At 68.1% G+C, this 23,322-nt stretch carries 20 protein-coding genes; 8 read left to right on the top strand and 12 right to left on the bottom strand.

What is annotated here, in order from left to right:
- Positions 1–2: 2 nt before the first annotated feature.
- Positions 3–974 (bottom strand): pirin family protein, encoded by a 972-nt coding sequence (locus tag QH168_RS22530; RefSeq protein WP_280236760.1) that lies wholly within the window; start codon positions 972–974, stop codon positions 3–5.
- Between the two features lie 228 nt (positions 975–1,202).
- Complete coding sequence (locus QH168_RS22535; protein WP_280236761.1) at positions 1,203–2,255, bottom strand: alpha/beta hydrolase; 1,053 nt, start codon at positions 2,253–2,255, stop codon at positions 1,203–1,205.
- Between the two features lie 403 nt (positions 2,256–2,658).
- Between QH168_RS22535 and QH168_RS22540 the strand changes: the two genes are divergently transcribed.
- A complete protein-coding gene (locus tag QH168_RS22540) occupies positions 2,659–3,225 on the top strand; it encodes an SRPBCC family protein (protein ID WP_280236762.1) in 567 nt (188 codons plus the stop codon).
- Between the two features lie 12 nt (positions 3,226–3,237).
- Here the strand turns inward: QH168_RS22540 and QH168_RS22545 are convergent, their stop codons facing one another.
- The gene (locus tag QH168_RS22545) at positions 3,238–3,687 is read right to left on the bottom strand and encodes a MarR family winged helix-turn-helix transcriptional regulator (protein WP_280236763.1); all 450 of its coding nucleotides are present in this window, start codon (positions 3,685–3,687) and stop codon (positions 3,238–3,240) included.
- Positions 3,688–3,818: 131 nt separating this feature from the next.
- Here QH168_RS22545 and QH168_RS22550 point away from each other — a divergent pair, with 131 nt between their 5' ends.
- Positions 3,819–5,657 carry a sensor histidine kinase gene (locus QH168_RS22550; RefSeq protein ID WP_280236764.1) on the top strand — a complete coding sequence of 613 codons (1,839 nt, stop codon included), beginning with the start codon at positions 3,819–3,821 and terminating at the stop codon, positions 5,655–5,657.
- 50 nt (positions 5,658–5,707) lie between these two features.
- On the opposite strand, the gene QH168_RS22555 is transcribed toward QH168_RS22550, so the two are convergent.
- A complete protein-coding gene (locus QH168_RS22555) occupies positions 5,708–6,103 on the bottom strand; it encodes a RidA family protein (protein ID WP_280236829.1) in 396 nt (131 codons plus the stop codon).
- Positions 6,104–6,226: 123 nt separating this feature from the next.
- On the opposite strand from QH168_RS22555, the gene QH168_RS22560 reads away from it, so the two are divergent.
- The 4 genes from QH168_RS22560 to QH168_RS22575 all read left to right on the top strand — a co-directional run bounded on the left by QH168_RS22560 (position 6,227) and on the right by QH168_RS22575 (position 10,732).
- Positions 6,227–7,201 (top strand): helix-turn-helix transcriptional regulator, encoded by a 975-nt coding sequence (locus QH168_RS22560; RefSeq protein ID WP_280236765.1) that lies wholly within the window; start codon positions 6,227–6,229, stop codon positions 7,199–7,201.
- 103 nt (positions 7,202–7,304) lie between these two features.
- Positions 7,305–8,900, top strand: coding sequence for a protein kinase domain-containing protein (locus QH168_RS22565; protein WP_280236830.1), 1,596 nt, complete (start codon positions 7,305–7,307; stop codon positions 8,898–8,900).
- 46 nt (positions 8,901–8,946) lie between these two features.
- Complete coding sequence (locus tag QH168_RS22570; RefSeq protein WP_280236766.1) at positions 8,947–9,417, top strand: NUDIX hydrolase; 471 nt, start codon at positions 8,947–8,949, stop codon at positions 9,415–9,417.
- A gap of 67 nt (positions 9,418–9,484) precedes the next feature.
- On the top strand, positions 9,485–10,732 hold the full coding sequence (locus QH168_RS22575; RefSeq protein WP_280236767.1) for an alpha/beta hydrolase: 1,248 nt from the start codon (positions 9,485–9,487) through the stop codon (positions 10,730–10,732).
- Between the two features lie 18 nt (positions 10,733–10,750).
- Here the strand turns inward: QH168_RS22575 and QH168_RS22580 are convergent, their stop codons facing one another.
- The 4 genes from QH168_RS22580 to QH168_RS22595 form a co-directional block, all read right to left on the bottom strand.
- Positions 10,751–11,734 (bottom strand): NAD(P)H-dependent flavin oxidoreductase, encoded by a 984-nt coding sequence (locus QH168_RS22580; protein ID WP_280236768.1) that lies wholly within the window; start codon positions 11,732–11,734, stop codon positions 10,751–10,753.
- 79 nt (positions 11,735–11,813) lie between these two features.
- Positions 11,814–13,040: a cytochrome P450 gene (locus tag QH168_RS22585; RefSeq protein ID WP_280236769.1), complete on the bottom strand. Its 1,227-nt coding sequence runs from the start codon at positions 13,038–13,040 to the stop codon at positions 11,814–11,816.
- A 156-nt stretch (positions 13,041–13,196) separates the two neighbouring features.
- On the bottom strand, positions 13,197–14,144 hold the full coding sequence (locus QH168_RS22590) for a class A beta-lactamase-related serine hydrolase (protein WP_280236770.1): 948 nt from the start codon (positions 14,142–14,144) through the stop codon (positions 13,197–13,199).
- Positions 14,141–15,025, bottom strand: a complete 885-nt coding sequence (locus QH168_RS22595; RefSeq protein ID WP_280236771.1) for a LysR family transcriptional regulator — start codon at positions 15,023–15,025, stop codon at positions 14,141–14,143. Before QH168_RS22595 ends, QH168_RS22590 begins: the two co-directional genes overlap by 4 nt.
- 187 nt (positions 15,026–15,212) lie before the next feature.
- Here QH168_RS22595 and bla point away from each other — a divergent pair, with 187 nt between their 5' ends.
- A complete protein-coding gene (bla, locus tag QH168_RS22600) occupies positions 15,213–16,115 on the top strand; it encodes a class A beta-lactamase (RefSeq protein ID WP_432421157.1) in 903 nt (300 codons plus the stop codon).
- 15 nt (positions 16,116–16,130) lie between these two features.
- Here the strand turns inward: bla and QH168_RS22605 are convergent, their stop codons facing one another.
- Positions 16,131–16,637 carry a nuclear transport factor 2 family protein gene (locus tag QH168_RS22605; RefSeq protein ID WP_280236773.1) on the bottom strand — a complete coding sequence of 169 codons (507 nt, stop codon included), beginning with the start codon at positions 16,635–16,637 and terminating at the stop codon, positions 16,131–16,133.
- A gap of 183 nt (positions 16,638–16,820) precedes the next feature.
- Between QH168_RS22605 and QH168_RS22610 the strand changes: the two genes are divergently transcribed.
- Positions 16,821–18,473: an alkaline phosphatase D family protein gene (locus QH168_RS22610; protein WP_280236774.1), complete on the top strand. Its 1,653-nt coding sequence runs from the start codon at positions 16,821–16,823 to the stop codon at positions 18,471–18,473.
- 6 nt (positions 18,474–18,479) lie between these two features.
- Here the strand turns inward: QH168_RS22610 and QH168_RS22615 are convergent, their stop codons facing one another.
- The 3 genes from QH168_RS22615 to QH168_RS22625 form a co-directional block, all read right to left on the bottom strand.
- Entirely contained in the window at positions 18,480–19,571 is a 1,092-nt protein-coding gene (locus QH168_RS22615) for a mechanosensitive ion channel family protein (RefSeq protein ID WP_280236775.1), read from the bottom strand.
- 57 nt (positions 19,572–19,628) lie between these two features.
- Entirely contained in the window at positions 19,629–22,082 is a 2,454-nt protein-coding gene (locus QH168_RS22620) for an ATP-dependent Clp protease ATP-binding subunit (RefSeq protein WP_280236776.1), read from the bottom strand.
- Between the two features lie 379 nt (positions 22,083–22,461).
- Complete coding sequence (locus QH168_RS22625; protein WP_280236777.1) at positions 22,462–23,313, bottom strand: NAD(P)H-binding protein; 852 nt, start codon at positions 23,311–23,313, stop codon at positions 22,462–22,464.
- Positions 23,314–23,322 lie beyond the last annotated feature (9 nt).

Raw genomic sequence — 23,322 nt, forward strand, 5'->3', positions numbered from 1 at the left:
CCTCAGTGCGGACGATGCGGCATGAGCGCGTTGTCCGGGACGACGCCCAACCGGCCGGACTGAAAGTCCTCGATCGCCTGGATCAGTTCGGCGCGGGTGTTCATCACGAACGGCCCGTAGTGCGCGACCGGTTCCCGGATCGGCCTGCCGCCGAGCAGCAGCACCTCGAGCGCGGGCCGATGCGAATCCTGTGCTGCGTCGGCGGCGACGGTGATCCGATCGCCCTTGCCGAACACCACCAGCTGCCCCTGCTCGACCGGCCTGGCCTCGGCACCAACGGTGCCGCGGCCCGACAGGATGTAGACAAGGGCGTTGTAGTCGGGTTGCCACGGCGCGGACAGCTGTGCGCCGGGGGCGATCGTCGCGTGCGCGAAGGTGATGGGGGTATGCGTCGCGCCCGGACCGTCGTGGCCGTCGATGGATCCCGCGATCACCCGGACCAGCGCACCACCGTCGTCCGAGGCCAGCAACCGTACCTGCCCGCCTTCGAGGCTCTGATATTTCGGCGGCAGGAATTTGTCCGCGGCCGGAAGATTCACCCACAGTTGTAGGCCGTGGAACAGGCCGCCGGAATCCACCAGTTCCGCCGGTGGGGTCTCGATGTGCAGGACTCCCGAACCGGCCGTCATCCACTGGGTGGCGCCGTTCTCGATCATGCCGCCGCCGCCATGGGAATCCTGATGCTGGAAGCGACCGTCGATCATGTAGGTGACGGTCTCGAAACCACGGTGCGGATGCCAGTCGGTGCCCTTCGGCTCACCTGGCTCGTACTCGACCTCGCCCATCTGATCCATGTGGATGAACGGATCGAGATCGGCGGTCGGCACTCCGGCGAATGCACGGACCACCGGAAATCCCTCGCCCTCGTAGCCGCGCGGACCCGTGGTCACCGAGCGCACGGGACGCTCGATCGTCTCGGGTCCGGCGGGCGCGATCCGGGGCAGGGTCAGCGTATCGGCCGTGACAGCAGGCATAGCGTCTCCATTCTCTGCCGCTCCCCTGATTCGGGGGCGCGGATCGTGCTACTCGGTATCGAATCGAACTGGTTCAACTTTTAACGACATGGCCCGTTCGTTTCTTCCCCACGAGCCGAGCACCTGCCATCGGTCCAGCATCCACCCAGTTCACGGCCCCGATAGACGAAACCGGCGAAGCGATCGAGTTGATCGCTTCGCCGGTTCGCGGCAGTTCGGCGGAGGGACTCAGCCGATGGACGACGACAGGGCCGGGAGCATGCGCATCACCTGGTCCTGCCAGTTGTTCCAGGCGTGGATGCCGTACGCCGGGAAATCGAAGGTCGCGTTGTTCGCACCGAGCGTGGCCATGCGGACCTGGAAGGCGCGGGTGTTCACCAGGGCGAGCGCTTCCAAGGCCATGCCGTTGAGGGTGCCGAAGCTGGGAGCGTCGGTGGCCGTCGGCAGGCCGCTGGCGGCGGAGACCCACAGACGGGTGTTGTTGGCGACCAGCCGCGGCGCGAAGACGAACGGGTCCATCCGCAGCCATTTGGGATCCCATGGCGCGGCCATGGAGTCGACGTTGTAGCCACCGGCATCGATCATCGCGACCCGGATCGCCTCGCGCATACCCGGCGCGGAGATGTTCAGATAGCCGGAGAACGAACCGGCGAAGCTGAACTGGTCGGGATGGTAGGCGGCAAGAGTGAGGGCCGCGCTGCCACCCATCGACAGCCCGAACACACCATTGCGGTTCGGGTTGAAACCGAGTCGATCATGCAGGGAGTGGCGCAGCTCCTGGGTGAGGAAGGTTTCCCACCGGTAGGTGTAGTCCTTGCCCGGGCCGCCGGAGAAGACGTTCAAACCACCGGAGCCACTGGACGAGCCGACCGCGCCGGGCGGGACTCCGAGGAAGTTGGACGGCGCGTTCCAGTCGATGTAGAAGCTGGACTGGCCGCCGACCGGCATGACGACGTTGATGTTCCACTTCGTCAGCTCCCTGGCGACCTCGGTCTCGATTTCCCAGCCGTTGAGATCCTCGCGGGCGCGCATGCCGTCGAGCGCGTAGACCACCCGATCGGTATTGCCGTCGGCGGCGCGGAACACACGCGATTTGATCGGCCCCATGCTGGAGTCGACCCAGAAGTCGAAGCCGTCCGGATTGAACGCGGCCGAGGCGGTCGGCGCGCCCATGACGGCCGCACCGACCGCCATGATCAGGGCGACCAGCGGCGCGAGCAGTGCCCGGCCGATGCCGGTACGGGATGATTCGGGCCGGGGGCCGTGGCGACGCAACCGCATCGAAGAACCTTTCTCGACGACAAATGAGCATCACGTGGCCTGGTCCACCCCCGGTCCCGACACCGCCGGATCGACAACCCACGTGAGTTGTCCGGGTTGTCGGACCGCGGCGGCCCACCGTTACCATGCTGTGACATTTGCCTCCCACCGCAATGTGGCGAATGACTGGCTACCGTCACCGACGGCGACTCGGCCACCCGCCGGCACCGCCACCGAATCCACCCGCCCGCGAACATCAATTGCAAATGCACGGCACGAATGTTCTTACATTCGACAATGGCATTCAGGTGAATCGAATTTTGCTCCAGCAGTTCGTATTCCGCCCACCGAATTGGCGAGTCCGGCTGCCCGTCGACCGGCGATGATGTAACCTTCAACCCCAGTCGATGGAGAGGCAACGGTAGTGGCCCTGGCCCGCAGTAGCGCTTCCTGCGCGGTGAATGCACCGAAAGAGAAAGTATGGGCGCTGATATCACGCCCGGATCAGCTGGCGAAGTGGGTGCCGAATCATGATTTCTGGATCGGCGAGGTACCGGCGAGATTCACTCTCGGCGTCACGGTGCGCGCGCAGGCGACCGTCGCCAGTATCATCCACGAGTTCGATCTCACCGTGACCGAATGCCTCCCGATGCGACGACTGGAACTCAGCGGCGTCGGGCTCACCGGCAATCATTTCACCTACTCGATTTCCCTTGCGGACGCACCGAACTCACCGACGGTGGTCACACTGGAAACCCGCTACAACGGCCCGGCGCGCAACGGCACCGATTATTCGGTGATCATGCCCATCGTCGCCGATGAGATGAACCGCAGCGCCAAACTCCTCGCGGCGCAATTCGCCACCAGTGATACTCCGAGTTACGGAAAACGACCGTCACGGGCACCGACCGCCCCGCTACTGGAAGACGATGATGAGGACGCGGGCCGAACAATCATGAGGACGAACACCACGGTGCGCAGCAGTTTGTAGATTCCGGTCCGATCACTGCGCGGCCATCGCCTCCGCGAATACCGCGACGATCGCGGCGCCGACTTTCCGCTGGATCGGATCAGCCGCCGGGCCGAACAATTGCTCGTCCACCGCCGACACCGCCTTCCGTGCCTCCGCGAGCAGACGTTTACCCTTCGCGGTGAGTTCGATCGTGGACGCCGAACCAGCACGCGCGGTTCTGTCGCGCACCAAATCGGCCCCCACCAGGGCCTTCACCGCGGTGTGCACACTTTGCACACTGATACCCGACATCCGCGCCAGTTCGCTGAACGACGCACCCGGCACACCGGAGATGTGGCCGAGCAGCCCGAGCCTGCCCACGGTGAGCTCCAGCGGCGCGAGTGCGGCGTTCAATTCGGTCTCCACTTGCCGCGCGAGGGTCAACACGAGGATGGACGCGCTGGTCACGGGTGGGCCGGGCCGGTCGTTCTCGGTGGTCACCGACCCATCTTCGCGCATCGCCTCCGCCGGACCGGCGCAGCGCCCCGACGCGGATTTCGGTGCGAGCACGGTGGTGCGACGGCCGCGGGTGGACCAAGCTGGATGGCGACGGGGTGATCGAAGGACAGACGATGAGTCGTCGAGCACTCGTACTGATGGTCGCGGCGACCGTGGCAGTGGTGACGGCCGTGGTACTGGCAGTGGACTGGTCCGAGCAGGCGGTCCACGATCCGGCGCGGGCCCTGCTGCTCGGTCCACGGGAATCCTTCGTGGCCGCGCAGGGACCGAATCCACCGGTGTTCGGGGTGGTGGAGTTGGTGCTGTTCCTGTGCGCCGGGCTCTCGTTCGTCATCTCCGGGACGCTGGCCTGGCGGGCGCGCCCGGACGTGCGGGCCGGGCCGTTGATCGCACTCGCAGGATTGTTGTGGCTGGCCGGGGGCATCCGCCGGTCCAGCGATCCGGCGCTGTTCACGGCAGGAGTCCTGCTGACCAATCTGTATCTGCCGGTCCTCATCCACATGGTGCTCGGATTCCCGTCCGGACGGCTGCGCCACACCTGGGAGCGCTGGTTCGTCGGTACCGCGTGGCTGCTCGCGACTGTCGGGGTCGCCTGCGAATGGTTGTTCTTCGATCCGCGGCTTGCCGACAGCGCCTATCCGTCGACCTCGGTCAATCTGCTGCTCATTCGTGACGCCCCCGCGCTGGCCGAGCCGATTCAGCTCGGTGCAGGGGCGATCGCACTGGTCATGGGCGCCACCCTGCTCGGTGTCATCGCCTATCGGTGGCGGACCGGCTCACCGGCTTTCCGTGCGGGTTTCGCCCCGCTGGCCGTGGCGTGTCTGCTGTCGGCGGTGGTCACCATCTGGTTGCTGCTCGCGGCCGCGCGTTTCCCCGGCTCCCAGGAGGGATGGACCCACAACCTGCGGGATCTGCGGTATCCGACCACGGCGCTGCTACCGATCGCGGTGGCGTGGGGCCTGGTGCGCTACCGCCTGGCCAAAGCAGCCATCAGCGATGCGATGGTGGAGATCGGCAACGCTCCGGTCGAGGAGAGTTTCGTCGGCGCGCTGCGCCGTGCCCTGCACGACCCGACGCTCGTGTTGTGGACCTACGAGCCGGAGCGTGGTGTGTACCTCGACGAGGACGGCCACACGCAGGCGCTGCCGAGTGGCGGCGGCCCGCGTGCGGCCACCGTGCTGGAGCGAGACGGTGTGCCGCTCGGCGCGCTCGTCTACGACGAGACCCTGCGGTCGCAGCCCGGGCTGCTCGCCGCGGTGCGCGGCGCGGCCGGGCTCGCACTCGAACACACCCGGCTGCAACAGGAACTGCGTGCCCAGCTCGTCGAGGTGCGTCGGTCACGGGAGCGGATCGTCACCGCGGGCGACACCCAGCGACGGCGCCTCGAGCGCGATCTGCACGACGGCGCACAGCAACGGCTGGTGGCGGCCGAGTTGCTGCTGCGCCGCGCCCAGCGCGCGCCCGACGGGGAACGTCTGCGAGCGCTGCTGTCGGACGGCGCCACCGAATTGGCCACCGCGCTGACCGAGCTGCGCGAGCTGGCCCGCGGCGTCTACCCACCGGTCCTCGCCGATCGCGGGATCGCCGCCGCGCTGAACTCGCTGGCCGAACGCGCCCCGCTGCCGGTCGACATCCACGACGGTCTGCGGACGCGGCCACCGGCCGGTATCGAGCTCGCGGCCTATTTCATCGCTGCCGAAGCGGTGACCAACAGCTGTAAACATGCCGGTGCCGGGCTCATCGACATCACCTTGGGTCGCGAGGGCGACGCCCTGTCGCTCGACATCACCGATGACGGCGTCGGCGGTGCCGTGATGACTCCGGGTGGCGGACTGAGCGGGCTCAGTGATCGCATCGCGGCGCTCGGCGGCACCCTCACCATCGACAGCCCGGCCGGTGGCGGCACCCGGCTCACCGCCGTGCTCCCCTTCGCACCCGAGGCGACCACCTGACGCACCCACCCGCCGCTTCCGGGAATTCCGCCGGAAGCGGCGGGGCGGCATCATGCGACGGCCGTTGCCTCCAGTTCGATCATCTGGCCGGGAATCGCCAGCCGGGTGACCCCGAGCATCGTGGTGGCCGGTGCCACCCCGGCCGCGCCCAACCGTGCTGCCAGCACACCGTAGTGCTGGAACAGCAGATCGACGTCGGTGGTGTAGACGTCGAGCCGGACCAGGTTCGCCAGCGACATCCCCGCCTCGCGGAGCACAGCCTCCACATTGTCGACGCTGAGCGCCAGCTGCGCCGCCATATCACCCTCATGCTGGGGTTTGCCGTCGGCATCCATGGCGGTCTGGCCCGAGCAGTACAGGGTCCTGGTGTGCCCGGTGACCAGTTCACCCTGGTTGAATCCCATCTCCACCGACCACGTCACCGGGTTGACTGCGGTTCGTTGCACTGCCACTTCTGCTCCATTCGATGTGTCGACCTACCGACGTCCAGCTGTCTGCGACGCCGTGGCGGTAAGCCTCGCAACGAATCACGACATCCTGTGTCGTGTATTCCTGCTAAATTTTCTCGCGTGCGCGCCGACCGGTTGGTATCGCTGGTGTTGTTGCTGCGCCAGCGCGGACGGCTGACCGCGACCGAACTGGCCGCGGAGCTGGAGGTGTCGACCCGCACCGTCCTGCGCGATATCGATGCGCTGTCGGTGGCCGGTGTTCCGGTGTTCGCCGAACGCGGCAGACACGGTGGTTTCGCCCTGCTGCCCGGGTTCCGCACCGAACTCACCGGACTCAACCATGATGAGGCGTTGGCCTTGCTGATCGCCGGATCGCGCCGCGGCGCACAGGCATTCGGCCTCGGTTCGGCCCTCGCGTCGGCGATGCTCAAGGTGGTCGACGCGCTCCCCGCGCCCTATCGGGACACCGCGGCCGATGTGGCGCAGCGATTGCTCATCGACCCGGACACCGATCTGCTGTCTCGCCGGATGGTCACCGAGGAGCTGCCGGGCGACATCCTCGCCGAGATACGGCGTGCGGTGTTCGCCGGGAACAAACTGCGCATCCACTACACGGCCGTCGACCAGGCGCCGCAGTGGCGCACGGTGGACCCGATCGGCCTCGTCATCGTTCGTGATCAGGGCTACCTGCTGGCCACCAGATCCGGCGCGGACCGCACCTACCGGCTGGCCCGGATATCGGCCGCCGAGCAACTGGCCGAACCGGCACAGCGACCGGAACGAGTCGATCTGGACCGGGCCTGGCAGGAACGCAGCACGCGGTTCCGAACCGGCGGCGACCAGATCGTCGTGCTGGTGCGGATGGATCCCGCACGGCGAGAGGAACTGGTGAGCACCGCGCTGGCTGTCCGCAGCGAGGAATTCGAGGCGGACGGCGCGCTGCGGCTGGAAGTGACCTTCCAGGACGCACGGCACGCCGCATGGGCCCTGTGGCAGCTCGGTACCGACGCGGAAGCACTCTCGCCGCCATCGCTGCGCACCGCCCTGCGCGACCGCGCCGCCGCGATCGCCGCCCGCTACGCGGCGCCGTCCTGATCTGCTGGCGCCCCACCGGCGGAGCAATCCGGGCAGACGGTTTCCCGGTCCGCGCGCACGTAGTTGAATGGAGATGGGCCGCCGCGAAGGATGGTGGTTGGCGATGAACAGCGGGCAGTTGGCGACCGGCAGCCTCTTCGCGGGATACCGCATCGAAGGGCTGCTCGGTTCCGGCGGTATGGGAGCGGTGTACCTCGCCGGGCATCCACATCTACCGCGCCGGGTCGCGTTGAAGGTGCTGCACACCGGGCCCGCCGCCGACGCCTCGGTGCGCGCCAGGTTCGAATTGGAAGCCGATCACGCCGCCCGGCTCGAGCACCCCAATATCGTCGCCGTCTACGACCGTGGACATGTCGAGGACCGGCTGTGGATCTCCATGCAGTACGTACCGGGCACCACGGCCGCCGAGCTGCTCCGCGGCGGACCCGTTCGGCCGGGTCGGGCATTGCATATCGTCAGCGAGATCGGCCGCGCACTCGACCACGCACACCGGCGCGGGGTACTGCATCGCGATGTGAAACCGGCGAACATCCTGCTCGGTCCGCCGCCGAGCCCCGACGAGCCCGAACGCGTCCTGCTCGCCGACTTCGGCATCGCCAAGGCGCTGGACGCGGCCACCGGGCTCACCCGCACCGGCATGTTCGTCGCGAGCCTGGAATACGCGGCCCCCGAACAGTTCGGCGACAGCGATATCGACGACCGCTGCGATATCTACGCGCTCGGCTGTACGTTCTACGCGCTGCTCATCGGCCGCCCGCCCTATCCGGGGCGCAGCCTCGCGCAGCTGTGGCAGGCACACAGTCATGGCCCGATCCCCCGGCCCAGTCGGGACCGACCGGGAATTCCGGCACGCCTGGACCCGGTCCTGGCCCGAGCGCTCGCCAAAACGCCCGCGGACCGGTACCCGATCTGCAAGGCCTTCGTCGCCGCTGCCGCCGAGGCACTCGATATCGAGCCGAGCACCATGCCCGACCCCACCGTCGACGCCGAGGAGACCCGGCTCGATTCGGTTCAGACCACCGCGCGGCGCCGCGACGAGCCGCTGCGAGTGGTGCTCGCCGACGATTCGGCCCTGCTGCGCGGCGGGATCACCCGGCTGCTGCGGGACGAGGGCATCGAGGTGATCGGCGAAGCGGGCGACGCACCCACCTTGCTGCGCATGGTCGGCGACCATCGGCCCGCGATCGCGGTGGTCGATATCCGCATGCCGCCGACACACACCACCGAGGGCATCGACGCGGCGATGACGATCCGCAGCGAGTATCCCGGCACCGCCGTGCTGCTGCTGTCGCAGTACGTCGAGACCGAGCATGTGTCGGGTCTCATCGCCGCCGGGACCGCCGGATTGGGTTATCTGCTCAAGGACCGGGTCTCCGATATCGACGAATTCGTCGGCGATCTGCGCCGCGTCGCCGACGGTGGCTGTGCCATCGACCCGAGCGTGGTCAGCCGCATGGTCGCACGTCCCCATCGAAGCCGTCGCGCGGTAGACGAACTGTCGGAACGCGAACGCGAAGTACTCGCCCTGATGGCCGAGGGCCGCTCCAACAAAGCCATCGGCGCGGCGCTGTTCCTCGGCGAACGCACCATCGAGGCCCATGTTCGGGCGATCTTCCTCAAACTCGGGCTGCATCCCGAAGCCGACGACCACCGGCGGGTGCTCGCGGTCCTCGAGCATCTGCGTTCGGCGAACGCGTAGCACGCCGAACCGCCGGGGCTCGGCGGGATTTCGCTACCCTGCACGGGTGACCGAGCGATTCCGGCTGGTGCCCGCGGTGTATGTGCTGTTCCGACGAACCACCGGCGACGGTGAGGAGGTACTGCTGCAATTGCGGCAGCACACCGGATTCATGGACGGGTTCTGGGCGCATGCGGCGGCAGGGCATGTCGAGCTGGGCGAATCGGTGTTCACCGCGGGCGCGCGGGAGGCGGCCGAGGAACTCGGCGTCACGGTCGAGGCCGCGGATCTGGTGCCGCTCACCGTCCTGCACCGCCGCTACGGTGACGGCGCACAGGACATCGACCACCGGGTCGACTTCTTTCTCGAATGCCGCACGTGGTCCGGTGAACCGCGGCTCATGGAACCGGACAAGGCGGCCGATCTGCGCTGGTGGCCGATCGATGCGTTGCCGACGCCCTTAGTGGAGCACGAATCGTTCGTCATCGACGGATGCCGCACGGGCGAGCTGCCACGACTGGCGGCCATGGGGTTCTGACGACCGAACCGGCGGTGGGCCTGCGCTGATCGGTACGGTAGGCGGGGCGTCGAGGAGGAGAGCCGCAGTGAGCGATGAACCCGCACCGCAGTCCGCGACACCGGAAGCCACCGTGGATCGGCGGCGGCGACCGATAGTGCATTGGGCAGCGCTCGTCTTCGCGGCCTTGTTCGGGCTGTATCTGCTGGTGGCACAGTTGTTCGCGGTGGTGCCGGTGGCGTGGACGAGCCCGCTGTTACAGCTCTTTCCGGTGCAGACCGCCATCTTGCTGCTCGGTTCGCTGCGGGACTCGATGGGTTCGTGGAATCTCGTGCTCGGGATCGTCGCGGTGGCCCTCGCGGTCTTCGCCCTCCGTGGCGGGGGCACGCGGCGGCTGACGGGCACGGTCGCCGGGATCACCGGCGCCGGATTGGCATTGACCGTCGTGACCAGCGTGGCACTGGTGTACACGATGCATCAGCACACGGGCCGCTGGGTGCTGTTCGCGCCCGCGGTGCCGCTCGCGACGGTCGGCGGGCAGCCCGACCACACCGTCACCTACGCCACCCTCGACGGCGAACAGCTGCGGGCCGACCTCTATCTGCCCGATACCGACGGGCCGGTCCCGCTGGTGGTGAGCATCCACGGCGGCGGATTCATCGCGGGCAGCCGCGGCCCCACCCCGTACACCCGCTGGCTGGGCGACCAGGGGTACGCGGTCATCGACGTCGACTACCGGCTCTCCGACGCCACCGTCCACCGCTGGGACACCGAGGAAGCCGACGTCGCCTGCGCGATGACCTGGGCGGCAGCCCACGCCGCGGAATACCGCTGGGATATGGACCGGGTCGCGACCTTCGGCGGATCGGCGGGCGGCAATCTCGCGATCAATGTCGCCAACAAGATCAATGCCGAAGCATTGCAGCCGACGTGCGGCGACGCCGCCGACCTACCGCGGGTGCGCGCCGCGGTCGGCATCTATCCCGCGGTCGATCTCACCGCCGCCGAAGGCGATTCGGCCGGCGGCGCGGACGTCGGTCGAAAGTACCTCGGCGGCGGTCCGGCCGAATATCCGCAGCGGTACGCCGCCACCGATTCCGCACCCCACCTGACCCCGCAGTCACCGCCGACCTTGCTGATCCAGAGCGGCGCAGACCATCTCGTCTTCGCCTCGCACACCGCCGACTTCGCCGATGATCTCGCCGCCGCCGCGATCCCGCACCGCTATGTGGAGATCCCGTTCGTCGAGCACGCCTACGACGCGGCGGTCCTCACCACGGGCGCACGGCTCGGGCGCGAACTCACCCTGGAGTGGTTGCAGCGCTACAACCGGTGATCGCGCAATCCTCGGGAATCAGCCGGGTGTGCCGTCGGATTCGACGATCGTCGACCTCGCCGTGAAGAACCGCTCGGCGCCCGCGCACAGCTCGTCGAACACCTCGGCCACCGGTTTGCTGTCGGTCACCAGACCGATGCCCTGGCCCGCGTCGATCGGCGCCAGTCGCGGATCGTCGGCGGCGAGCGCCGCGGCGAGTTCATCGTGGGCGCGCCGATCGGTCGCGAGCGCGTCTTCGGCGCCGTCCCAGCGGTCGGTGAAATCGTTGCGCAGCACCCGCGCCGGATAGCGGGCGGGCCAGGGCAGACCCTGGCCGATATCGAAAACCCTGGTGGTGATGGTGTCGGTGGCGTCGGCACGCAGCAGCGCCGCACGCGTGGGTTCGGTGGTGAGCGCCTCCGGGCATACGGTCAGGCGGGTGCCGAGCCAGGCTCCGGCGGCGCCCGCACCGAGCACCGCGGCCAGCGCATGGCCGGTCGCGATGCCACCGGCCGCGAGGACCGGCACATCGACGCAGCCGCAGACGATCTCGAGCAGCGGTAAGGTCGCCAAGGTCGGTTCGCCGTGACCGCCGCCCTCGGCTCCCCTCGCCACGATCACGTCCACCCCGGCCGCCTCCGCGCGGCGCGCCTGCTCACGGTCGTAGACCTGGGTGGCCGCCAGGATTCCGGCCCGGTGCACCGGCTCCACCCAGGACAGATCGGTGGTAAAACTCACCGAGATGAGGGTGGGTCGAGCAGCCAGCGCGGTCTCGAACAGTTCGGGCTCCCTGGCCACGACCCAGTCGATCATCCCGATGCCGAACGAGCCCGGATTCGGCCCGAGCTGCGCGAGTTCGGCGGACAACCGCGCCGCCGAACCCGCGCTGCCCATGCCGATCATGCCGAGCCCACCGGCCGCGGTGACAGCGGCGGCCAGCCTGCCTCCGGCGACACCACCCATCGGGGCGTTCACGATCGGGACCCGCAGGCCCATCGCACGTGACCACGCTGTCGACAACATACGGATTCCACCTCCACCGCGACGGGCCGTGTCCACTACCGGACCGGCACCCTCGTGAGGGTAGTGCCCGCGCCGCGGCTCACTCGTAGGCGACTTCCCAGCGCTTGATGCCGTTGAGCCAACCCGAACGCAGCCGCACCGGCTCCGAGAGCTGACGCAGATTCGGCATCGCGTCGGCGATGGCGTTGAACATCAGATCGATCTCGAGCCGGGCCAGGTTGGCGCCGACGCAGTAGTGGGTGCCGGTGCCGCCGAAGCCGACGTGCGGGTTGGGGTTGCGGAAGATGTCGAACTGGAACGGATTGTCGAACGACTGCGGATCGAAGTTGGCCGCGCTGTAGAACATGCCGATGCGCTGGCCCTTCTTGATCTCCTGGCCGCCGAGCACGGTATCGGCGGTCGCGGTGCGCTGGAACGCGGTGACGGGAGTGGCCCAGCGGACGATCTCGTCCGGCGCGGTGCGCGGGCGGTGCTCCTTGTACTGCTCCCACTGGTCGGGGTTGTCGACGAAGGCCTTCATACCGTGGGTGATGGCATTGCGAGTGGTCTCGTTACCGGCCACCGCGAGCAGGATGACGAACCAGGCGAACTCGTCGGAGCCGAGCGCCTCACCGTCGAGGTCGGCGTTGACCAGGGTGGTCACGATGTCGTCCATCGGACATTTGCGCTTCTCCTCGGCCAGGTTCCAGGCGTAGCCCATGACCTCGGCGGTGGCCATCTTGTGGTCGCCCTCGAAATCCGGGTCGTCGTAGGAGATCATCTGGTTGGTCCAGTCGAAGATCTTGCCGCGATCCTCCTGCGGGACACCGATCAGCTCGGCGATGGCCTGGAGCGGCAGCTCGCAGGCGATCTGCTGGACGAAATCGCCGCGGCCTTCCTTCTTGGCCTCGTGCACGATGCGCTCGGCGCGCTCGGTGAGTGCCTCACGCAGGCTGTTGACCGCGCGCGGGGTGAAGCCCTTGGAGACGATGCGGCGGTTCTTGGTGTGGTTCGGCGGATCCATGTTGAGCATGAGCATGCGCAGCATTTCGATCTCGTCGCGGGTGATGTCGCCGTTGAAACGGATGATCGCGGTGTTCTCCTCCGACGAGAACAGGTCGGGGTTCTTCGACATCTCCTTGATGTCGTCGAGCTTGGTGACCACCCAGTAGCCGCCGTCGTCGAAGCCGCTGAGGCCCGTGTCCTGCGGGCACCACCACACCGGCGCGACCCGGCGCAGCTCGGCGAATTCCTCGATCGGCAGGCGCTGGGCGAGCACATCGGGATCGGTGAAATCGAACCCGGTCGGGATGGACGGTGCGACCACGAGTACCTCCTCGAGGCCTGCTCCGATGCAGACCTCACAGCAATGTGTAGAACAGGTTCCACCCCGATTAGACCACAATCGCGCACCGAGTGAACAGGGTTTAGTAATACCTGTTTATCGAATTCTGGATTGCTGTGTGCGCACAGCCCTCGGCGACTATCGCTCCTGCGTGCGAGGGTGACGCAGCTCGGTGACCGCAATGCGCGCTGCCTCGGCGATGGCGGCGTCGACGACGGCGAGCTGTGGATCGGCGCGCGCCGCGCGAGTGAACACCGCGACCGCCACCGGATGCTCGTCGGGGAACTCCACCACCGCCACCTCGTTGCGGATCACGCCGATGGTGCCGGTCTTCCCCGCGACGAGAACGCCGCGATGCGGGAATGCCGAGGCGATGCGATGCGGCCACACCTGTCTGCCCATCACCGAGCGCACGAAGGCGGTCTGCGCGGGTGAGAGCACACGGCCACCCCAGACGAGATCCAGCAGACGGGTCATCTCCGCCGGGGTCGTCGCGCTCGCATAGGAGGGGTCGTAGGCCGATACCGACCACGCCTCGTCGTTATCGGCCAGCGCCGCGAAGGCCTCGGCGGTGGTGTGGGTGTCGGTCTCGCGCACCAGGCTGCGGTGGACGTCGGCGGTGCCGCCGACGATCCGGGTCTCGGTGAGCCCGAGTTCGGTCAGCAGTTCCTCGATGGCGTCCAGACCGATCTCGCCGAGCAGGATGTCGGCGGCGGCGTTGTCGGAGACCGTCATCATCGAGGTCGCCAGATCGCGGCGGCTCATGGTCACCGGATCGTGCAGGGCGGCGATGCCGGTGGGGCCGGGCGTGCAGTCGGCCGGACGCACGGTGAGCCGGGCATCCGGATCGACCAGGCCGGTGTCGACCCGGCGGCAGAACGCGAGGAACAGCACCAGTTTGTACACCGATGCGGTGACCACCCGGTCCAGACCGTCGACCGAGAGGTCGACGTCGGTCCCACAGCGGCGGGCGTGCAACCAGCCCGTGCAGCCCGCGTCGGCGAAGACGGCACGGATCCGATCGACTGCCTCGCGCCCACCCGGACCCACGGACGCACGTAGCTCACCCGGAGAATGCCGGCTCATCGCAACCGCTCCCGATACAGCACCCGATCCAGCGCATCCCTCTGCGGTCGGGCGTCCGCGCGGCCGACCACCCGTACCCGCAGCGCGAACGCCTGCGGCGCCAGGTTCAGCCAGGCCACGCCCGGTGTCGGTGACGGCGGCAGCGCGGTGAGCCCGAAGCTGGTGCCTGCGGCGACGGCGGCCAGAACCGCGCGATCGTCGCGGGCGGTGGTGATCTGCACATCCAGACCACGTTCGCGCAGCAGGTCGAGCACGGTATCGAAGGCGGGTGGGTTACCGGTGCGCGGCGGATGCGCCAAGGTCAGATCGGCGAGCAGGCGGAAGGTGGGGCGCTCGGCGGTGGCGCTGCGATGAACCGAGGGCACGATCAGCCACCGCGGGATCTTCACCACCGGCCCGGCCTCGACGCCGTCGACGAGGGCCGGATGCTCGATCACCGCCACATCGCACAGACCCGCGCGCAGATCGGCGAGAAGGTCGGTCGTCGAGCCGACCGTCGTGGACACCGTGGCGCCCGCACCGGCCGAGGCGCGCAACGCCGTCACGCAGGCCGTGATCAGCGGGTCCGGGATCGCGGCGGCCACACCCCAGTGCACGTCGCCGCGTGCGTGGGCGATGCGCTGCGATTCGGCGAGCAACTGTTCGGCATCGTCGACCAGCAGCCGCGAGCGCGGTAGCAGTTGCCGCCCGGCCGAGGTGAGCACCGCACCGTGCGGGGTGCGGTGCACCAGTTCGACGCCGAGGAACTGCTCCAGCCGCCGCAGACCCTGCGATACCGGCGGCTGGGTCATCTCGAGTGCGGCCGCCGCCCGCCCGAAATGCCCCTCGTCCGCGACAGCGACGAAGAAGCGGAGGTGGCGGATCAGGTCCATGGCGGTCATTGAACCAGCCGGGTGCGCCGCTCCGGCGCCACCAGGTGGGAGCGCCCTGTTCCAGCGGCCGAACAGGCATGCCTACCAGCGGCGATATCGAGTCCGACTCGCGGATACCGCTGCCCGCTATTGGCCCGTGGCACCGCGTCGATGATGTGGTTGCGCCGTGACGATCTCAGCTTTCGACCCCCTCCACATCCACCGCAAGCGGTTGCTCGCCGCCGCGCTGACGGTCTCCGCGCTCACGCTGACCGCGGCCTGCGATACGGACTCCGCGGCCACCTCGGGCACCACCGCCGTGACGACCTCGGCGGTCGCGGCCCCCGGATTCACCGAACTGGAAACGAGATACGACGCCCGGCTCGGCGTCGCCGCCATCGACACCGGTTCCGGACGCGGCATCGCCCACCGGGCAGATGAGCGATTCCCCATGGCCTCCACCTTCAAGGGCCTGGCCTGCGGGGCGTTGCTGCGTGATCATCCGCTGTCGACGGGCTACTTCGACCAGGTGATCCATTTCTCCGCCGACGATCTCGTCGAGAATTCCCCGGTGACCGCAACGCGGGTCGAGACCGGGATGACGGTCGCGCAACTGTGCCACGCCGCCATCACCGTCTCCGACAACACGGCGGGCAACCAGTTGCTCACCCTGCTCGGCGGTCCCGAGGGCTTCACCGCGTTCCTCCGATCGATCGGCGACAACACCTCACGCCTGGACCGCTGGGAGACCGAGCTGAACACCGCGATCCCGGGCGACGACCGTGACACCACCACACCGGCCGCCCTGGCCGCCGACTATCGCGACCTCGTGGTGGGCGATGTCCTCGCCGAACCCGAACGCGACCTACTGACCTCATGGCTGGTCGCGAACACCACCGGCGACACCCGCATCCGCGCGGGTCTGCCGGACGACTGGAAGGTCGGCGACAAGACCGGGACGCCCGCATATGGTTCGGCCCTCGATGTCGCCGTCGCCTGGCCGCCCGGACGCGCACCGATCGTCATCGCGGTGCTGTCGGGCAAATCCACACCGGACGCGACGCCCGACAGCGCGCTGCTGGCAGAGGCCACCCGCGTCGCGGTCGACGCACTGGGGTGACCGGGTCGCTCACGTCTACTGCACCACGCGGCAGGACTCATCGATCGGTCTGGTGATCGACCAGAGGCGATCGAATCGGCAGGTGGCGATCTTCCAGACCCCGTCCTCGACCACGTATTCGTCCGTGTATTCACCGGTCGAGACGGTTTCGGTGTTCTCGACGAGATTCACCTGGCGGAATTTCAGGGTCCAGTGGCCGGAGGCGGTGGTCTCGTCGTGCACCGTGATGTCGGGATGCATGCCGTGGTGCATATCGAGGATGACGTTCTTGCCGTCGATCTGCTTCAGTGCGATGGATTCGAAGACGGCGGCCATCCCGTCGGCGTCGAAGGCTCCGAGTTCGCCGTAGTCGAGTGCCGAACCGGTGGTGATGAAACAGTCGCGGAAACCCTTCGGATCCTTGGCGTCGCAGGCGCGGAAGTAGCGGTGTTTGAGGGCCTTGATCGACTCGACGGCCTCCAGTCGGGCCAATCGTCGCGCCAGCTCGGCGTCGAGAGATTCCGGCGACGGTGATTCGGACATCCTTGTCCTCCTTATCGGCTGCTCGGCCCAGGCCGAGGCGCGCTACCCCTGCCAGGCGAACCTAGCCCCGCCGAGCGCCTCGACGCATCCGACGTCCCGGACAGCGGACAGGATGCCCACCGGCAGATCGGCATACGCCGCGCCCACTCCCCAACCGGGTTGGATCAGGGCATGCTGGACGGCATGGATCTGTCTCGTCGGCAGCTGCTGCGCGTGGGTGCCGCAGGTTCGGCCGCGGTGCTCGCGGGTGCGGCGGTCGCCAGCAGCGCACGGTTCGCGGCACCGCGGCTGATCAGCGATGATCCCTTCGGCCTCGGGGTGGCCTCCGGTGATCCCACCCCTGACGGCGTGGTGCTGTGGACGCGGCTGGCACCCGATCCCCTTGCCCCCGACGGTCTGGGCGGTATGCCACTGGCGCCGGTCAGCGTGGATTACGAGGTGGCCGAGGACGAACAGTTCCGCCGGGTCGTCACGCGTGGGACCGCGGTGGCGTCACGGGAGTTGGCGCACAGCGTGCACCCGGAGGTGCGGGGGCTGGCACCGGATCGCTGGTATTTCTATCGGTTCCGCGCCGGTTCGGCGATCTCCCCGATCGGGCGGACGAAGACCGCGCCCGCACCGGGACAGCCGGTCACGCGGATGCGTTTCGCCTTCGCCTCCTGCCAATCCTGGAGTTCGGGCTATTACACCGCCTATGAGCACATGAGCGCCGAGGACCTGGATCTGGTGGTGCATCTGGGTGACTACATCTACGAGAAGTCCTGGATGCTCGGGCGGGTGGGCGCAACGATGCCGCCGCAGATGCGCGAGGAGGCCTTCGATCTGGCGGGCTACCGTCTGCTCTACGCCCAGGCCAAGAGTGAGCTGCCGCTGCGCTCCGCCCACGCCGCTTTTCCGTGGCTTGTCACGATGGACGATCACGAGATCGACAACAACTGGGCCGCTGACGCGCCCGGTCTCGGCGTGGACATCTACCGGATTCCGGCGCTGTTCCAGCGGCGCCGCGCGGCCGCGTTCCAGGCGCTCTACGAGCATGCGCCGTTACGGATCGCGCAGCTGCCGTCGGGGCCGGATATGCGCCTGCACCGCCGGTACGGCTTCGGCGACCTCGCCGAGTTCACCATGATCGACACCCGGCAGTACCGGACACGGCAGGCCTGCGGCGACGGCGGCCTGGTCACCGAGTGCGCCGACCGCTTCGATACGGACCGCACGATACTCGGCCAGCCGCAACGCGATTGGCTGATCGACGGCTTCGCCCGCTCGCCCGCGCGCTGGCAGATCCTCGGCAATCAGGTGGCGATGAGCCAGAGCGATTACGATCCCGGCCCGGTCACCGCCGTCGGCACCGACGGCTGGGACGGGTACGTCGCCGAACGGGCCGCGGTGCTCGGCGCCGCCGTCGACCACGGGGTCCGCAATCTGGTCGTCATCACCGGCGATCGGCACGAGAACTTCGCCGCCGACCTACGCCGCGACCCGACCACCACCGACACACCGGTGGTCGCCACCGAATTCACCGGCACCTCGATCAGCACCGGCGGCGACGGGTCCGATCTCCCCGAACGCGGGCGGCTGCTGCTCGAAGCGAACCCCGATATGAAGTTCTACAACGGCCAGCGCGGCTATGTCCGGGTCGAGCTGGATCAGCGGATGTGGCGCAGCGACTTCCGTGTCATGCCCTATATCCGCAGGCCCGGCGCACCGATCGAGACCAGGGCCGCCTACGTGGTGGAAGACGGACGCCCCGGCGCGGTCGAGGCGTGGCGCCCGGACCCGCCCGCCGAGAGCCCGCAGGTCGCGGGCGGGGGCGGCGTCCGGACGGGCGGTAACTGAGGGCGCTCAGTTGCGGTAGCCGTCCTCACCACCGGCCGTCAACGCCAGTAGCCGTTCCTCGTCGGGCGGACCGGAGATCGCCGTCGAGATCTTGGGCAGCGAATACGGATGATTGCGACCGAGCCAGTGCAGCAGTTCCTCGCGGACCGCGCAGCGCAGCGTCCACACATCGTCGGAGTCGGCGGCCGACATGGCCGCGCGCACCACGATATTGGTCGGAGTGCTATCGGTGACCAGCAGATTCCACGAGCGCCCGTCCCATTCCGGCCGCTCCCGCAGATACTCGTGCAGATGCTCGCGCAGCTGCGGGATCGGCGTGCTGTGGTCCAGATGCAGATACACCGTGCCGGTGAGCTGCGGACCGCCGCGCGACCAGTTCTCATAGGGCTTGCTGTTGAAATAGGACACCGGCATGGTCAGCCTGCGGTCATCCCAGATCCGCACCGTCAGGAAGGCGAGGGTGATCTCCTCGACCGTGCCCATCTCCCCTTCCACCACCACGGTGTCGCCGATCTTCACCGAATCGCCGAAGGCGATCTGTAGTCCGGCCATCAGGTTGCTCAAGGTCGATTGCGCGGCCACACCGGCGATGATGCCGATCACACCGGCCGAGGCCAGCAGCGAAGTCCCGAGAGTCCGCAGACCGGGGAACAGCAGCAGGATCGCCACCGCCGCCGTGGTGACCACGAGCACCGAGGTCACGATGCGGCGCACCAGCGCGAGCTGGGTGCGCAACTGCCGCACCCGCGCCACATCACGGGTGCGCTGGGCGTAGGCGCCGAGGGTGTTGTCGGCGACCGCGTCGGCGGCCCGGATCACCAGCCATACCGCCGCCATGATCGCCATGGTGGCCAGCACATTGCGGATCACCGCGTCCTGGCGCAGGTCCAGTTCGGCCAGCGGGTAGGTGGCGTGCAGGGCCACCGCACCGAGCAGCACCTGGAGTGGCATCCGCACCCGGCGCAGCAGCAGCGGCAGCCGGGTGTCCGGGCGTTTGTGCGCGTAGAAGCGCATCAGCCGATCGAAGAGCAGACCGGCTACCACGGTGAGCGCGATGGTCCCGCAGAAGACGATGAGCGGCCGTAGTACTTCCTCCAAGGCAAGAGCTCCTTGTCGTTGGTGTTCTTCGGTCCAACGACAGGCTACCGATGCCGGCTACGGCGCGGCCTCCACCGTTTTCGCCCCGCGACGCTCGACCGCCGCCAATTGCAGACCGCTGCTGTCGGCGTCGAGGCGCACCGTGTCACCGGAGGCCAGGTCGCCGTCGAGCAGTAACCGCGACAGTTTGTTGTCGACCTCTTTCTGCACGGTGCGGCGCAAGGGGCGGGCGCCGAATTCGGGTTGGTAACCGTGTTCGGCCAGCCAGTCGACCGCCGGATCGGTGACATCGAGTTCGATGTCCTGAGCACGCAGCAGGCGACGGGTGCCGTCGAGGACCAGGTCCACGATGCGATGGATCTGCTGCTGGTCGAGACGGTGGAAGACGATGGTGTCGTCGATGCGGTTGAGGAATTCGGGCCGGAAATGCGAGCGCAGGCGCTCGGTCAGCTTCGGGGTGATGGAGTCCAGATCGCCCGCGGGCGCGGACAGGATCAGATCGGAGCCGATATTGCTGGTCATGATGACGATGGTGTTCTTGAAATCCACCGTGCGACCCTTGGAATCGGTGACCCGGCCGTCGTCGAGCAGCTGCAACAGCACGTTGAACACATCGGGATGCGCCTTCTCGATCTCGTCGAACAGGATCACCGAATAGGGCTGGCGGCGCACCTTGTCGGTGAGCTGGGCGGCGTCGTCGTAGCCCACATATCCGGGCGGGGCGCCGACCAGCCGCGAGACGGTGTGCTTTTCCTGGAACTCGCTCATATCGAAGCGGATCAGCCGGTCCTCGTCGCCGAACACCGCTTCGGCCAGCGCTTTCGCCAGTTCGGTCTTGCCGACGCCGGTGGGCCCGAGGAACAGGAACGAACCGATGGGCCGGTTGGGGTCCTTGAGCCCGGCCCGTGCCCGGCGCACCGCTTCGGCGACGGCGACGATGGCCTCGTCCTGGCCGATCACCCGCTTGTGCAGTACGTCTTCGAGCTGGAGCAGCCGTTGACGTTCCTCGGTGGTGAGATCGGCCACCGGGATACCGGTCTGGCGGGAGATGACCTCGGCGATATCGGTGAGTGTCACCTCCGGCGCTTCGGTCGTACCCGCGTCATCGAGTTGTTCTTCGGCGACGGCGATCTCGGATTTGAGTTCCTTGGCCTTCTCGTAGTCCTCGGCGGCGACGGCGGCGTCCTTTTCCCGGCGCAGCCGCGCCACCTCCTCCTCGCGTTCACGCACATCCGGGCCGGGTGTTCGGGTGCGCAACCGCACCCGCGCACCGGCCTGGTCGATCAGATCGATGGCCTTATCGGGCATGAACCGGTCGGTGAGATAGCGGTCCGACAGCTCCGCCGCGGCGACCAGCGCTTCGTCGGTGTAGTGCACCTGATGGTGTTCTTCATAGACGTCGACGAGCCCGCGCAGGATCTCGATGGTGTCGGCCACCGAGGGTTCCGACACCATCACCGGCTGGAAACGGCGTTCCAGGGCGGCGTCCTTCTCGATGTGGCGGCGGTACTCGTCGATGGTGGTGGCGCCGATGGCGTGCAGTTCACCGCGGGCCAGCGCCGGTTTGAGCAGATTGCCCGCGTCCATCGAGCCTTCCGACCCGGCGCCCGCACCGACGATGGTGTGCAGTTCGTCGATGAAGACCACCAGTTCATCGGAATGGGCGCGCACCTCGTCGAGGATCTTGGTCAGCCGCTCCTCGAATTCACCGCGGTATTTGCTGCCCGCCACCAGGGAGCCGACATCGAGTGCGACGACGCGGCGGTCGGCGAGCGTGCTCGGCACATCCCCGTTGACGATGCGCTGGGCCAGTCCCTCCACGATGGCGGTCTTACCGACGCCCGGATCGCCGATGAGCACCGGATTGTTCTTGCGCCGACGGGACAGGATCTCCACGGTCTGCTCGATCTCCTCGGCCCGCCCGACCACCGGGTCGACCTTGCCCGCCCGCGCCTCGGCGGTGAGATCGCGGCCGTATTCGTCGAGGGTCGGGGTCTGGCTGTCCTTGCGTTGACCGTCGCTGCCGGGCAGCTGCGCGCCCGCCATGGCCTGGGCAGCGGGAGTATCCAGTTCGGCCATGCCGAGCAGGATGTGTTCGGGTCCGATATAGCTGCTGCCCGCCTCGGCGGCGCTGCGCTGGGCGTTGCGCATGGCACGTTTGGCCGATGGGCTCAGCGCGAGCGCGCCGTTACCGTTGGTGGCGCGGGTACCGGCCGCCGCATCGCGCATCTTCACGCTGAGTTCGTCCGGGTCGTGGCCGAGTTCGGCGAGGATACCGCGGGTGGGTTCCACCAGGGTTGCCGCGTACAGCAGGTGTTCGGGGGTGATTTCGGGATTTCGCCAGTCCTTGGCCGCGGCCTGTGCGGTGGCGACGAGTTGTTTGGCGTTGTCGCTGAGCAACCGGCCCAGATCGGTGCGCTGCACCGGCGGTCGCTCCGACATTCCCGGGCCGAAGAAGCGCTGGAAGATGTCGTCGAAGGAACTCATCGAACTGGGCCAGGACTCGGTCATCGTCACATCCCATCTCGGCATTACCGACTGCGGTCATATCGGCGCCGCCGCCGACGGCGCCCGCTGCACAACGCGACGCTCCTCTCGACTCTCGCGTTCGGATACGTACTGCCCCAGCGGAAGTCACCGGTCACGCGACGACATTCGCCTGCCGGAAGGCTCCCCAGTGGCGGTCGGCGATCGCCGCGTTCGACGGCACCCACCCACACGGTGGGAAACTCTCGGCGACCGCTATCCGCATGCTTTCGCCCACCTGTGCCAGTGCTTCGGCAACTGGGCGCAAGCTTACGCGGTTCACCGCCGCCGCGTGGCTATCCGAGAGCAACCGGAAGGGCTACATATTGCTGTCGGCGGCGGGCACGTCGGCGACATTGCGCCCTCAGCCCTCATACCGAGCAGACTCGGCCAGCAGTTCGGTGAAGTCCTTGGCCGGATGCCCGGTGAGTCGCGGCACCGTATCGGTGACGATGTCCAGTTCGCCGGTGGCCATGGCCTGATAGGAGGTCACCCAGCCCGCCACCTCCCAGTCCTCGGCGCCGTAGTCGGCGCGGCTCGCGTACGCCTCGTCGAGGGATTCGGGGCGGTAGGTGATGGTGCGGCCGGTCGCCTCACTGATCATGGCGGCGGCTTCGGTGAGGCTGAACGCGCGTGGACCGGTCACGTCGTAGGTATGGCCGTCGTGTTCGGCGCCGGTGAGTACGGCGGCAGCGACATCGGCGACGTCGTCGCGGGCGACCGCACCGATCCGTCCAGCACCGGCGGGGCCGCGGATGACACCGTCCGCACCGGCGAGCAGCGGCAGCATGTCCTGATAGAAGTTGTCCCGCAGGAAGGTGAATTCGAGCCCGCAGGCCCGGATCTCCTGTTCGGTCCACCAGTGGTCGCGCCCGAAGGTGAAGGTGCAGTCGGGTGCGGCGCCGACGAAGGAGACGTAGACGATGCGGCGCACGCCCGCGGCGACCGCGGCGCCGACCACGGCACGCTGCTGATCGGCGCGATCACGCGTTTCGGTGGCCGAGACGAAGAAAAAGGTGCCGACACCCTCCAGCGCGGTGCGCACGCTCGCGGGTTCGGCGTAGTCCGCGGCGATGAAATGTGCTCCGGGAAGCTGCGGCGCCCGTGCGGCATTGCGGCCGAGCAACCGCTGCTCGATTCCCGCCGCCGACAACCTGCGGGCAACGCGGCCCCCGATCGCCCCCGTCGCCCCACTGACTGCGATCAGCTCGCTCATGGGTCGATC

It is taken from the genome of Nocardia cyriacigeorgica (assembly GCF_029868385.1).
GTDB classification, from domain to species: domain Bacteria; phylum Actinomycetota; class Actinomycetes; order Mycobacteriales; family Mycobacteriaceae; genus Nocardia; species Nocardia cyriacigeorgica_F.